Origin of the sequence: Streptomyces sp. NPDC052016, assembly GCF_044548445.1 — a bacterium.
GTDB lineage: Bacteria > Actinomycetota > Actinomycetes > Streptomycetales > Streptomycetaceae > Streptomyces.
Window position 1 is genome coordinate 17673 of record NZ_JBIUBX010000021.1, and the last position, 13781, is coordinate 31453.

A 13781-nucleotide genomic window follows, 5' to 3' on the forward strand; every position below is an offset into this window, starting at 1 on the left:
GGGAGCCACCGATGATTCTGCTCCGTCGCCTGCTGGGTGACGTGCTGCGTCGGCAGCGCCAGCGCCAGGGCCGTACTCTGCGCGAAGTCTCCTCGTCCGCCCGAGTCTCACTCGGCTATCTCTCCGAGGTGGAGCGGGGGCAGAAGGAGGCTTCCTCCGAGCTGCTCGCCGCCATCTGCGACGCGCTGGACGTACGGATGTCCGAGCTCATGCGGGAAGTGAGCGACGAGCTCGCCCTCGCCGAGCTGGCTCAGTCGGCTGCTGCAACCCCCAGTGAGCCTGTGCCCACGCCGGTTCGTCCGATGCTGGGTTCCGTGTCGGTGACCGGTGTGCCACCGGAGCGGGTGACCATCAAGGCGCCCGCCGAGGCGGTGGACGTGGTCGCCGCGTGAGGTGCCCCAGGGTCGGTGTGCCGGCCGATGGGTGTGCATAAGGTCAGGCGTGTAAGGCGCACAGCACGCTCGTGCGCGTGAGGCGTACGGCGAGTGTGAGGCCCCGGCCGGGGCTTCTCCGGGGAGAACCGGAGGAGTGCGGTCGGGGTTTTTGCCGTCCGGAGGCGTTCGGAGAGCTCCGGAGCCGCCCGTGGACCACCGGAGGGCTCTCTGGGTCGCCCCGGAGAGTTCCGGAGCCGTCCGGAGGCGGTTGGAGAGCTTTGGAGCCGTTCGTGGCGGAGTGGGCGGGTGTGCGGTGCGGGGTTGGGGTGCGGTGCGGGGTGGGGTGCGGGGCCGTGGTCAGGCGGTTCGGGTCGGTTTGCCGGGGTCCGGTGCGGCGGTCATCGTGGAGGGGCACGACGGCTGACCGCCGACCCGGAGGTACGGATGCACGCCGTGAAGAGCCCGCTGTCCGACGTCGATCAGAAGACCGTCTCCGAGGCCATCCAAGGGGCGCTGGTCGACCTGATCGACCTCTCGCTGGTGGCCAAGCAGGTCCACTGGAACGTCGTCGGGCCCCGCTTCCGGACCGTCCACCTCCAGCCCGACGAGGTGGTGGACACCGCGCGCACGCACTCCGACACCGTGGCGGAGCGAGCCTCGGCACCGGGTGACCCGCCGGACGGGCGTGCGGCGACGGTGGCCGCCGGGAGCGGCTTAGACACCGTGGCGCGGGGCTGGGCCGAGGACACGGAGGCGGTGCGGACGCTGGTGGCGTCGCTGAGCGCGTTGATCACCCGAATGAGGGAACGGGTGGCGGCTACCGGTGACGCGGATCCCGTGACTCAGGACACATTCATTCAGATCACCGCTGCGCTGGAGAAACATCACTGGATGTTCCAGGGGGAGAACGTGTGAGGCCTGGGGAGCCGCTGATACGTGGCCGTCGCGCCTGTCGCGCGTCCTCCCGGCGGTGCGTGCGGCCCTCCAGCGTGCCCCCGGGTGGGACGGGTGGTGGTCTCGGCGTGGGCTGGTGGTGACGGCCGTGGCGGGTCCGGCAGCTCGCCGGGGGGTCGCGCTGGGGCTCGGGGCGCTGTGGTGGTGGGCCGCGGTACGGCTGGCGGTGGTGCCCGACGCCGGGGTGCTGGAGGGGACCATCGCCGTCGGGGGATGGGGGCTGAGCCTGCTGCCGGTGCACTGTGTGGCCAAGGCGCGGGCGGTGGGGGCGGTCGGTGAAGGACGGTGGGTGGCTGCCTGGCGGGGGGAGGCTGGTCGGCGGGCGGACGGTGCCTGGGAGGAAGAGGCTGCCCGGCGGGGGCGGTGAAGGGCGGAGGGGTGCGGGGCGGTGCTCACCAGGGCATGGCCACGCCGCCGTTCGGGCGGAGGATCTGGCCCGTCGTGAACGAGGACGCGTCCGAGGCCAGGTGTAGTACCGCGTGGGCGACGTCCTCCGGCTCGCCGACCCTGCCCAGCGGTGACATGCGCGACATGAGCGCCTCGGTGTGCGCCTGTGCGCCGGCGTCGTGGCGGTCGGTCATGGGTGTGCGGATCCAGCCGGGGGCGACGGCGTTGACGCGGATGCCGTGCGGGCCGAGCTCGGTCGCCAGCGTCCTGGTCAGCTGGACCACGGCCGCCTTGGCGACGCCGTAGCAGAGGAGGCCGGGGGCACCGGTGTCCACGGCGCCGGAGGCCATGGTGACGAGGCTGCCCCGGGTGGAGCGGGCGAGCATCAGGCGGGCCGCTTCCTGGCAGGCGTAGAGCACTCCTTTGAAGTTGACGTCGAGGACCCGGTCGAGGTCCTCTTCGCTGGTCTCCAGCACAGGGCTGCTGTGCATGATCCCGGCGACGGCCGCCATCACGTCCAGGCGCTCACAGGACTCCATCGCCTGACGCACCTGGGCGCGGTCGGTGACGTCGAGGGGGTGGGTGTGGGCCGTGCCGCCCCGGTCCTTGATCAAGGTCGCGGTCTCGTGGAGTCCCTGAGTGTCGCGGTCCGCGCCGTGCACGGTGGCGCCGGCGTCGGCCAGCAGGACGGCGCAGGCGCGGCCTATGCCGCTCGCCGCGCCGGTGACGAACGCGGCGCGTCCGGTGAGGTCGTACGCCTTCACGGCCATGAGCCGACGGTACGGAGGTTTCTGACGGCCCGTCAATCGGTGGGGTGGGGGCGGACGCGGCGCGTGGGCGCGGAGCCCGGGGGCGGGGCGGGGCCCGTCTGGCAGGCCGGGCACCAGTACGTCGGGCGGTCGCGTGAGCCGTCGCCCTGGTCCGCCGCGCGGACGGAGGTGCCGCACCGCAGGCAGGGGCGGGGTGCGCGGCCGTAGACGAAGAGGTCCGGGCCGCGGCCGCGGCCACCCGTCGTGGTGCGGATGGGCCGGTCGCGGTTGACCTCCAGGAGCTTCTTCGCGAGGGCGGGCAGTTTCGCCGCGCGGTCGGCGGGGAGCGCGCCGACGGGAAGCCAGGGAGTGGCGCCGAGGAGGAAGCAGAGCTCGCACTTGTAGACGTTGCCGATGCCCGCGAGGTTGCGCTGGTCGAGGAGGGCCTCGCCGAGGGGGCGGGCGGGGTCCGCGAGGAGGTTGGCGAGGGCCCGCTCGGGGTCCCAGTCGGGGCCGAGCAGGTCGGGGCCGAGGTGGCCGACCACTCGCTCTTCGTCCGCGGTGTGCAGGAGTTCGAGGACGGGGAGGCGGTAGCCGACGGCGGTGCGGTCGTGGGCGCCGAGGACGGCCCGGATCTGGTGGGCGGGGCCGCCGGTCCAGCGCTCGTCGTTCGCGAACACCTTCCAGGAGCCGTCCATCCGCAGGTGGGAGTGGAGCGTCAGGCCGCCCTCGATGCGGGTGAGGAGGTGTTTGCCGCGCGGGGTGACGTCCAGAACGGTGCGGCCGGTGAGGTCGGTGAGGGCGTACTTCGGCACCCGCAGGTCGGAGCGCGTCAGCACCTTGCCCGCGAGGGCGGTGTGCAGCCGCCTCGCGGCCTGCCAGACCGTGTCACCTTCGGGCATGGGTCAAGGGTGGCATGACGTCCGGGGGGTGCGGACCGGGCGTGGAGTGGCGCGGTGGGTCGTGTGGCCGAGAGGAGTGGCCGGGCCGTGGCGTGCGGTGGGTCGGCAGGGCGCTGGGCGGGTGGGTGGTCATGCGCGCAGCCGCAGGCCTCGGGGCGTCGCGATGAAGCCCGCGCCTTCCAGGAGGGTGCCCAGGGGGGAGGTCAGGGCCGAGGTGCCGTTGACGCGTTCCACCGTGACGGTGCCGAGGGAGCCCGCGCGGGCCGCTGCGGCGAGGGCCTCCGCCGCGGCGTGCAGGCGGGGGTCGTCGACGGGGGCGTGTTCGCCGTCGGGGGTGGAGGGCCAGGCCAGCAGGGTCTTCCCGCCGCGCTCCATGTAGAGGGTCAGCTCGCCGTCCACGAGGACCACCAGGGAGCCGGCCTTGCGGCCCGGCTTGTGTCCGGCGCCGGTGGGTGGCTCGGGCCAGGACAGGGCGGCGCCGTACGCGTTCGCGGGATCGGCCGCGGCGAGGACCACGGCCCGGGACGCGGGCGAGGGCGTACGGCGTCGGCGGTCCGCGAATCCGGAGGCGTACGGGAAGCCGTTACCGCCGCGGGGGCCGCCGGCGCCGGGGGAGGCGAGGGCGCGGGGGGAGACGTAGTCGCCCGGCGCGGCCGGTGACGCCGGGAGGTCGAAGGACGCGTCCAGGCCGGGGACGTCCCAGCCGAGATCGTCGGACGGGGAGGTGTCGGGGAAGGTGAAGCCGTCGGGGGAGGCCTCCTCCCGCGGGCCGGGGAGCGTCTCCTCGCGGTCGCGGGCATTGGCCACCGCGCGGACGCGATCCACCGCCCCGTCCATCGCGAACTGCGCGGCGCCGAGACCCTCCACGACGTAGCCGCGCCGGGCCTGGCCGCTCTCCTCGAAGACGGACAGGATCCGGTACGTCGCCGAGAAGCCGCCCTCGACGCCCTCCGCCGAGACCGCGCCCCGGGTCACCACCCCGTGCCGGTCCAGCAGGGTGCGGGCGAGGGCGTGGGCGCGGACGGTGGTATCGGGTTCGTGGGCCGGAAGGAGGGACCAGCGGCCGGCTACGGTCGGCGGGCCGCTGCGGGAGGCGGAGCGGGCGGCGGCCGTCAGCGAGCCGTAGCGGCCGCGAGGGACGGCGCGCTTGGCGCGGTGGGCCGTGGAGCCGGCGGTGCGGCCCGAGCCCAGCAGGGAGCGCATCGGCGCCAGCGTGTCGTTGGTGAGGCGTCCGGACCATGCCAGGTCCCACAGCGCGTCGGCGAGTTGGGGGTCGGTGGCGTCCGGGTGGGTGGTGGCACGGACCTGGTCGGCGATCTGACGGAAGAACAGACCGTATCCGCCCGAGAGGGCGTCCAGGACGGACTGGTGAAGTGCGGTCAGTTCCAGAGGGTGGGGAGGGGGCAGGAGGAGGGGGGCCGCGTCCGCGAGGTACAGGGAGACCCAGCCGTCCTTGCCTGGCAGGGCGCCGGCTCCGGCCCACACCACCTCCCCGGCGGCGGTGAGCTCGTCGAGCATCGCAGGGGAGTAGTCAGTGACGCGGGACGGCAGGACGAGTTTCTCCAGGGCGGAGGCGGGGACGGACGCGCCTTGGAGCTGCTCGACCGCGCGGATCAGCCCGTCGATGCCGCGCAGGGCGTGCCCCTTGCCGATGTGCTGCCACTGGGGCAGGAACTGGGCGAGCGCCGCGGGCGGCACGGGTTCGAGCTCGTGCCGCAGGGCCGCCAGGGAGCGGCGGCGCAGCCTGCGCAGGACGGTCGCGTCGCACCACTCCTGGCCGATGCCGGCCGGGTGGAACTCGCCCTGGACGACACGGCCGCCCGCCGCGAGCCGCTGGAGGGCGCCCTCGGTGACCGCGACGCCCAGGCCGAAGCGGGCGGCGGCGGTCGCCGAGGTGAAGGGGCCGTGGGTGCGGGCGTAGCGGGCGAGGAGATCACCCAGGGGGTCCTTCACCGGCTCGGTGAACGCCTCGGGGACCCCGACGGGGAGTGCGGTGCCGAGGGCGTCGCGCAGGCGGCCCGCGTCCTCGATCGCCGCCCAGTGGTCGGCGCCGGCGACACGGACCCGGATGGCGCGGCGGGCGGCGGCCAGCTCCTGGGCCCAGTGGGGCTCCGCGCCGCGCTCGGCCAGCTCGGCGTCGGTGAGCGGGCCGAGCAGGCGCAGCACGTCCGCGACGCCTTCGACGTCCTTCACCCGCCGGTCCTCGGTCAGCCACTGCAGCTCCCGCTCCAGCTCGGTGAGCACCTCGGCGTCGAGCAGTTCCCGCAGCTCCGCCTGGCCGAGCAGCTCGGCCAGCAGCCGCGAGTCCAGGGAGAGGGCGGCCGCGCGGCGCTCGGCGAGCGGGGAGTCGCCCTCGTACAGGAACTGGGCGACGTAGCCGAACAGGAGGGAGCGTGCGAACGGGGACGGCTCCGGGGTGGTGACCTCCACCAGGCGCACCTTGCGGGACTCCAGGTCGCCCATCAGCTCGACGAGCCCCGGGACGTCGAAGACGTCCTGGAGGCACTCGCGGACCGCCTCCAGGACGATCGGGAACGAGCCGAACTCGCTCGCCACCTGGAGCAGTTGGGCGGCGCGCTGGCGCTGCTGCCACAGGGGGGTGCGCTTGCCCGGGTTGCGGCGCGGCAGCAGCAGCGCGCGGGCGGCGCATTCGCGGAAACGCGACGCGAACAGGGCGGAGCCGCCGACCTGGTCGGTGACGATCTGGTCGACCTCGCCCTTGTCGAAGACGACGTCCGCCGCGCCGACGGGGGCCTGCTCGGCGTCGTACTGCGTGCCGGCCCGCATCGGCTCCTGGTCGAGCAGCTCCAGGCCCATGAGATCGGCGTCGGGAAGGCGCAGCACGATGCCGTCGTCGGCGTGCATGACCTGGGCGTCCATGCCGTACCGCTCGGAGAGCTTGGCGCCCAGGGCGAGGGCCCAGGGGGCGTGGACCTGGGCGCCGAAGGGGGAATGCACGACGACCCGCCAGTCGCCGAGCTCGTCACGGAACCGCTCGACGACGATCGTGCGGTCGTCGGGGACGTGGCCGCAGGCCTGGCGCTGTTCGTGCAGGTAGGAGAGCACATTGTCCGCCGCCCAGGCGTCCAGGCCGGCGGTGAGCAGGCGCAGGCGGGCGTCGTCCTTGGGCAGGGAGCCGACCTCGCGCAGGAAGGCGCCCACCGCGCGGCCCAGCTCCAGCGGGCGGCCCAGCTGGTCGCCCTTCCAGAACGGGAGGCGGCCGGGGACACCGGGGGCGGGGGAGACCAGCACACGGTCGCGGGTGATGTCCTCGATGCGCCAGGAGCTCGTGCCCAGGGTGAAGACGTCACCGACGCGGGACTCGTAGACCATCTCCTCGTCGAGCTCGCCGACCCGGCCGCCGCCCTTCTTGGGATCGGAGCCCGCGAGGAAGACGCCGAACAGGCCGCGGTCGGGAATCGTGCCCCCGGAGGTCACGGCGAGGCGCTGCGCCCCGGGGCGGCCGGTGACCGTGCCGGCGACGCGGTCCCACACCACGCGCGGGCGGAGTTCGGCGAAGGCGTCGGAGGGATAGCGGCCGGCGAGCATGTCCAGGACGGCCGTGAAGGCGGATTCGGGCAGTGAGGCGAAGGGCGCCGCGCGGCGGACCGCGGCGAGCAGGTCGTCGAACTGCCAGGTGTCCATCGCCGTCATGGCGACCACTTGCTGGGCGAGCACGTCCAGGGGGTTCGCCGGGACCCTGAGGGACTCGATGGCGCCGACGCGCATGCGCTCGGTGACCACCGCCGCCTGGACCAGGTCGCCGCGGTACTTCGGGAAGACCACGCCGGTGGAGACGGCTCCGACCTGGTGACCCGCGCGGCCCACGCGCTGGAGGCCCGAGGCCACGGAGGGCGGCGACTCGACCTGGACGACGAGGTCGACCGCGCCCATGTCGATGCCCAGTTCCAGACTGGAGGTGGCCACGACGGCGGGGAGCCGCCCTGCCTTGAGGTCCTCCTCCACCAGCGCGCGCTGCTCCTTGGAGACCGAACCGTGATGGGCGCGCGCGATGACGGCCGGCGCGCCCTGGGCCGCGCCCGAGCCGCCCATGAGTTCGGCCGGGGCGTGGTGCTCGTCGAGCGACTCGCCGGTGGCCCGCTCGTAGGCGATCTCGTTGAGGCGGTTGCAGAGGCGCTCCGCGAGCCGGCGTGAGTTGGCGAAGACGATCGTGGAGCGGTGTGCCTGGACCAGATCGGTGATCCGTTCCTCGACGTGCGGCCAGATCGACGGGCGCTCCGCTCCCTCGCTGCCGTCCGCGACCGGGGAGCCGCCCAGCTCGCCCAGGTCCTCGACCGGGACGACGACCGAGAGGTCGAACTCCTTCCCGGACTCGGGCTGGACGATCTCCACCTTGCGGCGCGGGGAGAGGTAGCGGGCCACCTCGTCGACCGGGCGGACGGTCGCCGAGAGGCCGATGCGGCGGGCGGGCTTCGGCAAAAGTTCGTCCAGGCGCTCCAGGGAGAGGGCCAGGTGGGCGCCGCGCTTGGTGCCGGCCACGGCGTGCACCTCGTCCAGGATCACCGTGTCGATGCCGGTCAGGGCGTCGCGGGTGGCCGACGTCAGCATCAGGAACAGCGATTCCGGGGTGGTGATCAGGATGTCCGGGGGGCGGGTGGAGAGGGCGCGGCGCTCGGCGGCGGGGGTGTCGCCGGAGCGGATGCCGACCTTGACCTCGGGCTCGGGCAGACCCAGGCGTACGGCTTCCTGGCGGATGCCGGTCAGGGGGCTGCGGAGGTTGCGCTCCACGTCGACGGCCAGGGCCTTGAGCGGGGAGACGTACAGGACGCGGCAGCGCTTCTTCGGGTCGGCCGGCGAGGGGGTGGAGGCCAGCTGGTCCAGGGCGGCGAGGAACGCGGCCAGTGTCTTGCCGGAGCCGGTCGGGGCCACCACCAGCACGTCCGAGCCCTCACGGAGGGCCTGCCACGCGCCCGCCTGGGCCGCGGTGGGCGCGGAGAACGCCCCCGTGAACCAGCCGCGGGTCGCGGGGGAGAAGCCGTCCAGGGCTCGGTGCGTGTTGCTGACCATGCGTCCATCGTGCACCCCCGGTCTGACAATGGCGCTGACCTGCGGGAAGCCATGGCGGGCGGTGCGGTGCCTGTGCGATGTGGTTCGGTGCGGGCGGTGGGCTGGGGTGCGGGGCGGTGCGGGCCGTGGGCCGGGGGTCGTGGGTTCGAGCGGGCTGGGGCGGGCGCTGGGGTGCGGTGTGGGCGGGGCTACGGCGCGGTGCGGGCCGTGGGCCGGGGGTCGGCGCGTGCTGGGGCTGGGCTGGGGCTGTTGTGTGGTGCGGCGGGCAGGAGCGCGGCGCGGTGTGTCGGCCTGTGTCGCCGCTGTCGCGCGACGCGGTGTTCCGGCCCGTGTCGTGGGCCGGGACCTGCCGTGTCCCGGTGCCCGTCATATCTCGGCTGCTGGAGAGGGGAGGCATCGCCGAGAATGGGGGATATGGCGGGATCGGGCGACGTGGCGAGGCACTGGCAGTACGCGGAGCTGCCCGGCGTCGATCTGCTGCGCGCCCGGTACGTGCGGAAGCACTTCGTGCGGCACACCCACGAGCACTTCGTGATCGCCGGCATCGCCGAGGGCGTGGAGGTCTTCCACCACGGCGGGGCTGATCAGCACGCCGGAGCCGGTTCGCTCGCGCTGGTGAACCCGGACACCCCGCACACCGGGCGGGCGGGGGTTCCCGAAGGGTGGCGGTACGGGGCCGTGTACCCGTCGCCCGAGGTCGTCGCCGCGATCGCCGCCGAGACGACCACCCTGCGCGGGACTCCGGGGTTCGTGAGCCCCGTGCTCGACGACCCGTACGCCGTCGCGCTGGTGCACCAGGTGCTGCGGGCCGCCGACGAGGGCAACGCCCTGGCCGCCGACACCCTCCTGCGGGTCGCCGTGACACGGCTGCTGCGGTCGAACGGCGGGACCCTGCCGACGCGCCAGGTGCGCACCGCCGGCGCGCTGGTCGCCGCACGCGCGCGAGCCGTGCTGGAGGAGCGGATGGTCGAGCCGCCGACGCTGGAGCAGCTCGCCGGGGATCTCGGAACCGGTTCGTTCGCGTTGCTGCGTGCGTTCCGGGACGCCTACGGGATGCCGCCGCACACCTGGCTCACCGACGCGCGCGTCCGTCGGGCGCGGCGGCTGCTGGACGCCGGGACGGCACCCGCCGAGGCGGCCCTCGCGGTGGGATTCACCGATCAGCCGCACCTCAACCGCCACTTCGCCCGGATCGTGGGCGTGCCGCCGGGCGCCTACCAGCGGGAGCGCAAGAACGTACAAGACCTGCGGCGGTGACCGCGCCTACCGTCCTGTGCGTGGCAGAACAGACAGCTCTCGCAGACATACAGGACGGCCTGGGCGGGAGGCCCGACGCAGCCGTCGTACGGGACGCCCTCGGCGTCGGTGTCGCCGTGGGACTCTCCGGGTTCGCCTTCGGGGTGACCTCCGCCGGCAGCGGGCTCACCGTGTGGCAGACCTGCGCGCTCAGCCTGCTGGTGTTCACGGGCGCGTCCCAGTTCGCGCTCGTCGGGGCGCTCGCGGCGGGCGGAAGTCCCCTGACGGCGGCAGCCGGTGCCTTCTTCCTGGGCGTCCGCAACGCCTTCTACGGCCTGCGCCTGTCGCAGTTGCTGGCCCTCCCGCGCGCGGTGCGCCCGTTCGCCGCCCAGTGGGTGATCGACGAGACGGCGGCCGTCTCACTGGCGCAGCGGGATCGGCGCGGGGCGCGCATCGGCTTCCTGGTCACCGGTCTCAGCCTCTACGTGCTGTGGAACGTCACCACGCTGCTGGGCGCCCTGGGCGCCGAGGCGATCGGGGACACCGACGCATGGGGGCTCGACGCGGCCGGGCCCGCCGTCTTCCTGGCACTGCTCGCACCCATGCTGAAAACGCCCACGGAGCGGGTCGTGGCCGCTCTCGCGGTGGTGCTGGGGCTCGGTCTCCTGCCCGTCCTGCCGGGGGGTGTGCCCGTCCTGGTGGCCGCGCTCGCCGCGCCGCTCGCCCTCTGGGGCGAGGGCTTCGGCAAGGGGCGGGCGAAGAAGGGCCGGCAGGAGGAACAGCGGTGAACATCTGGATCGCCATCGGCGTGACCGCGCTCGGCTGCTACGCCGTCAAGCTCGCCGGCCTGCTCGTTCCCGCGGGTGTGCTCGAGCGGCCCTTGGTCCGGCGGCTCGCGGCTCTGCTGCCCGTCGCCCTGCTCGCCGCCCTCACGGCCCAGCAGACGTTCGCCGACGGGCGCGCGCTCGTGCTGGACGCGAGGACGGCGGGGCTTGCCGCGGCCGCCGTGGCGCTCGTCCTGCGAGCGCCGTTCCTGCTCGTCGTCGCGGCGGCCGTGGTGGTGACGGCCGGGGTGCGGGCCCTCGGAGGGTGACCGTGGCGGCCGTGTCCCGCGGCGTCAGCCGATGGCGCGGCCGTACGCCCTCAGGGTGCGCAGGGCTTCGATGGTCACCGTGGGACGTGCCTCCAGGGCGGTGCCCGGAGCCCAGCCGCGCCAGCGGACGGGCCAGCCTCCGTCCTCCTGCTGGTCGTCGGCGAGGAAGTCCAGGGACCGCTCCATCTCGTCGTCCGTGAACCACCCGCGCGCCACGGAGCCGGGCGTCCGGGCGAAGTCGTACGGAAAGTGGTGTTCGCCGGGGGCGTAGCCGGGCGCGACGGGGTACGCGTCGCGCTGGTCCGGGTCCAGTACGGCGAGCCGGTGCTCGCGGACCAGGCGGCCCAGGCGGTCGGCGGCCGCCTCCGCGCGTGGGCGGTCGGGGGCCCAGTCCAGGAAGGCCACCGCGGCCTGGATCTCGTAGGGGTGGGACGTCTCCAGGGAGTCCACCGCGTGCCAGCAGAAGTCTGTGGCCCTGAAGAGCCAGGCGTGCCACACCTCGTTGCGGTGGAGGACGCCCACCACCGGGCCGGTCGCCAGGAGTTCACTGGGCGGGTCGTCCACGATCGGGACGAACGGGGCGGCGGGGTAGCCGCGCTGGCTGGGATGGACCGCGGGGAGCGCGCCGTCGGCGGTGGAGACGGAGGTGAGGTAGCGGCACACCCGTTCCACGCGCTGGCCGCCGCAGCGGCCCACGGAGTCCAGGACGCGCAGGGCGCGCGCCACGTGCAGGGGCTGGCTGACGGGGCCGCGCAGATCGGGCTCCAGCGCGTGACCGTATCCGCCGTCCTCGTTGCGGTAGGCGTCGAGTGCGGTCTCCACGGGGTCGGCGCCGCCGTGGAGGAAGTGATACGCGAAAAGACGCTGTTCCAGCACGCGCGCGGTGAGCCAGACGAAGTGCTCGGCGCGGAAGAGCGGGGTGCGCGCCGGGGGCGTAGGGGGGAGTGGGGATGCTCCTGTTTCGGCCATGCGTCAGACCGTAGGGGCGGAAAGCGGTGTCGGCCTGCGGTCCCGGCAGGGGCCACCCCCGGGAGCGGGATACTGGTGTCATGCGGTTGACGGTCTTCTGGGAGCGGATGGCGGAGCACTTCGGTTCTGGCTACGCCGACACCTTCGCGCGCGATCATGTGATGACGGAACTCGGCGGGCGTACGGTGCACGAGGCGCTGGCGGCCGGCTGGGACGCGAAGGACGTGTGGCGCGTGGTGTGCGCGGTGATGAACGTTCCGCAGGAGAAGCGCTGATCGACGGTGAAGATCGCAGGGGGGTCCGTGATTGTCGGTGCCGTGGGCGAGACTTGAGCCGTGGCACCCACTGACGAGTCCGGGCAGATCGGCCCGCATGCATCCCCGTCGGGCACGACGCCGCCCACCCGGCCTCCGGCCGGCACCGAGGCCGCGCCGGGCGCCCGCATGCCGCGCTGGCTGCCGCGCGCGATGGTGCTCGCGTTTGCCCTCTTCGGGGTGTTCCAGCTGGGCACGTGGGCCTTCCACCAGCTCATCGGCCTGCTGATCAACATCCTCATCGCGTTCTTCCTGGCCCTCGCGATCGAACCCGCGGTGAGCCGGATGGCCGCCCACGGCATGCGCCGAGGGCTCGCGACCTTCCTGGTCTTCTTCGGCCTGCTGATCGTGGCCGCCGGCTTCTTCACGCTGCTGGGCTCGATCCTCGCCGGACAGATCATCAAGATGATCGAGGGCTTCCCCGAGTACCTCGACTCCGTCATCAACTGGATCAACTCGACGTTCCACACGGAGCTCAGGCGTGTGGACATTCAGGAGGGCCTGCTCCACTCCGACTGGCTGAGGAGGTACGCGCAGAACAGCGCCGCCGGCGTCCTGGACGTCTCCACGCAGGTCCTCGGCGGTCTCTTCCAGTTGCTGACGATCGCGCTGTTCTCGTTCTACTTCGCCGCCGACGGACCCCGTCTGCGCCGCGCCCTGTGCTCCGTCCTGCCGCCCGCCCGGCAGGCCGAGGTACTGCGCGCGTGGGAGATCGCCGTCGACAAGACCGGCGGCTATATCTACTCGCGCGGACTCATGGCGCTCATCTCCGGCATGGCCCACTACGTCCTGTTGCAGACGCTCGGCATCCCGTACGCGCCCGCCCTCGCGGTGTGGGTGGGTGTGGTCTCGCAGTTCATCCCGACCATCGGTACGTATCTCGCGGGCGCGCTGCCCATGCTGATCGCCTTCACGATCACACCCCTGTACGCGGTGTGGGTGCTGATATTCGTGGTGGTCTACCAGCAGTTCGAGAACTACATGCTGCAGCCCAAGCTGACCTCCAAGACCGTCGACATCCATCCCGCCGTCGCCTTCGGCTCGGTCGTCGCCGGTACAGCCCTCCTGGGGGCGGTGGGCGCCCTGATCTCCATCCCGGCCGTCGCCACACTGCAGGCGTTCCTCGGCGCGTACGTGAAGCGCTACGACGTCACGGACGACCCCCGTGTCCACGGGCACCGACGACGAGGCGAGGGACCCGGTCTGTTCACGCGTACGCGGCGGCTGTGGACGAGGGTCGGCGAGCTGGCGGCCGGGCGGGGCAGACGCTCCGGCTGACGGCGCTCGTGGTGTATGCGGGCCGGGGAGGGAGCGGTCTGGCGTGCGCCTCCTCCGGTGACCGGTTCGGGAGGGCGGAGAGCACCTGCGCCGGTCCTGCCCCGACCACCGCGTCGGGGTGGTGGCGACGCTGGGTCCGGGGTGGGGGATCTTCCCACCGCGGGCTCCATCGGCTCGGCTGATCGACCGGCGGCGGACTCCCCGTGGCCCCCGTCGGTACCGCCTTTCGGACGGCCGCCGTAGCCACGCCTTCGTCGGCGGGCGGTGTGCCCGAGGGGCGGGCCGCGTTCGGCGTTCGGGAGAAACGCGACCCGCGAGGCCAGGACGCTCGGCAAGGCGTCGCAGCCACGCACGCGAACACCGGCACGCCCCTCCGGGCCCGGAGACGCGGAGCATCCCGGTTCCGCGCTCGAAGTGCCACGGCTTCCCGTACGGGGCTACGACGGTCGGCCGGACGGCCACGGGCCGGGAGTGCGCGCCGACGGCGTCAGGCCGGG

At 73.7% G+C, this 13781-nt stretch carries 11 protein-coding genes and 1 pseudogene; 8 read left to right on the top strand and 4 right to left on the bottom strand.

Annotated features, from left to right (window positions below):
- Window positions 1–11: 11 nt before the first annotated feature.
- From ACIHAR_RS25200 to ACIHAR_RS25210, 3 genes are all read left to right on the top strand, one after another.
- Window positions 12–392, top strand: a complete 381-nt coding sequence (locus ACIHAR_RS25200) for a helix-turn-helix domain-containing protein (RefSeq protein ID WP_167997591.1) — start codon at window positions 12–14, stop codon at window positions 390–392.
- Window positions 393–818: 426 nt separating this feature from the next.
- The gene (locus tag ACIHAR_RS25205) at window positions 819–1289 is read left to right on the top strand and encodes a Dps family protein (protein ID WP_400021995.1); all 471 of its coding nucleotides are present in this window, start codon (window positions 819–821) and stop codon (window positions 1287–1289) included.
- A 127-nt stretch (window positions 1290–1416) separates the two neighbouring features.
- Window positions 1417–1695: a hypothetical protein gene (locus ACIHAR_RS25210; protein WP_400021997.1), complete on the top strand. Its 279-nt coding sequence runs from the start codon at window positions 1417–1419 to the stop codon at window positions 1693–1695.
- Window positions 1696–1720: 25 nt separating this feature from the next.
- Here ACIHAR_RS25210 and ACIHAR_RS25215 read toward each other — a convergent pair whose 3' ends face one another.
- The 3 genes from ACIHAR_RS25215 to ACIHAR_RS25225 form a co-directional block, all read right to left on the bottom strand.
- Complete coding sequence (locus ACIHAR_RS25215; RefSeq protein WP_400022000.1) at window positions 1721–2485, bottom strand: SDR family NAD(P)-dependent oxidoreductase; 765 nt, start codon at window positions 2483–2485, stop codon at window positions 1721–1723.
- Between the two features lie 32 nt (window positions 2486–2517).
- Window positions 2518–3366, bottom strand: a complete 849-nt coding sequence (locus ACIHAR_RS25220; protein WP_400022002.1) for a DNA-formamidopyrimidine glycosylase family protein — start codon at window positions 3364–3366, stop codon at window positions 2518–2520.
- 129 nt (window positions 3367–3495) lie between these two features.
- Complete coding sequence (locus tag ACIHAR_RS25225; RefSeq protein ID WP_400022004.1) at window positions 3496–8394, bottom strand: ATP-dependent helicase; 4899 nt, start codon at window positions 8392–8394, stop codon at window positions 3496–3498.
- A gap of 414 nt (window positions 8395–8808) precedes the next feature.
- Between ACIHAR_RS25225 and ACIHAR_RS25230 the strand changes: the two are divergent.
- The 3 genes and pseudogenes from ACIHAR_RS25230 to ACIHAR_RS25240 all read left to right on the top strand — a co-directional run.
- A pseudogene (locus ACIHAR_RS25230) lies at window positions 8809–9648 on the top strand (AraC family ligand binding domain-containing protein); the annotation flags it as partial.
- A 23-nt stretch (window positions 9649–9671) separates the two neighbouring features.
- Window positions 9672–10418, top strand: a complete 747-nt coding sequence (locus ACIHAR_RS25235; protein ID WP_400022006.1) for an AzlC family ABC transporter permease — start codon at window positions 9672–9674, stop codon at window positions 10416–10418.
- A complete protein-coding gene (locus ACIHAR_RS25240; protein WP_365459002.1) occupies window positions 10415–10723 on the top strand; it encodes an AzlD domain-containing protein in 309 nt (102 codons plus the stop codon). Before ACIHAR_RS25235 ends, ACIHAR_RS25240 begins: the two co-directional genes overlap by 4 nt.
- Before the next feature lie 24 nt (window positions 10724–10747).
- Here ACIHAR_RS25240 and ACIHAR_RS25245 read toward each other — a convergent pair whose 3' ends face one another.
- Entirely contained in the window at window positions 10748–11692 is a 945-nt protein-coding gene (locus tag ACIHAR_RS25245; protein ID WP_365458999.1) for a hypothetical protein, read from the bottom strand.
- A gap of 80 nt (window positions 11693–11772) precedes the next feature.
- On the opposite strand from ACIHAR_RS25245, the gene ACIHAR_RS25250 reads away from it, so the two are divergent.
- A complete protein-coding gene (locus ACIHAR_RS25250) occupies window positions 11773–11967 on the top strand; it encodes a DUF3046 domain-containing protein (RefSeq protein WP_365458997.1) in 195 nt (64 codons plus the stop codon).
- A gap of 60 nt (window positions 11968–12027) precedes the next feature.
- Complete coding sequence (locus ACIHAR_RS25255) at window positions 12028–13284, top strand: AI-2E family transporter (RefSeq protein ID WP_400022010.1); 1257 nt, start codon at window positions 12028–12030, stop codon at window positions 13282–13284.
- Window positions 13285–13781 lie beyond the last annotated feature (497 nt).

Excerpts from the sequence above, each read along its gene's own strand:
- ACIHAR_RS25200 (WP_167997591.1), top strand. The coding sequence starts at position 12 with ATGATTCTGCTCCGTCGCCTGCTGGGTGACGTGCTGCGTCGGCAGCGC.
- ACIHAR_RS25205 (WP_400021995.1), top strand. The coding sequence starts at position 819 with ATGCACGCCGTGAAGAGCCCGCTGTCCGACGTCGATCAGAAGACCGTC.
- ACIHAR_RS25215 (WP_400022000.1), bottom strand. The coding sequence starts at position 2,485 with ATGGCCGTGAAGGCGTACGACCTCACCGGACGCGCCGCGTTCGTCACC.
- ACIHAR_RS25220 (WP_400022002.1), bottom strand. The coding sequence starts at position 3,366 with ATGCCCGAAGGTGACACGGTCTGGCAGGCCGCGAGGCGGCTGCACACC.
- ACIHAR_RS25225 (WP_400022004.1), bottom strand. The coding sequence starts at position 8,394 with ATGGTCAGCAACACGCACCGAGCCCTGGACGGCTTCTCCCCCGCGACC.
- ACIHAR_RS25245 (WP_365458999.1), bottom strand. The coding sequence starts at position 11,692 with ATGGCCGAAACAGGAGCATCCCCACTCCCCCCTACGCCCCCGGCGCGC.
- ACIHAR_RS25250 (WP_365458997.1), top strand. The coding sequence starts at position 11,773 with ATGCGGTTGACGGTCTTCTGGGAGCGGATGGCGGAGCACTTCGGTTCT.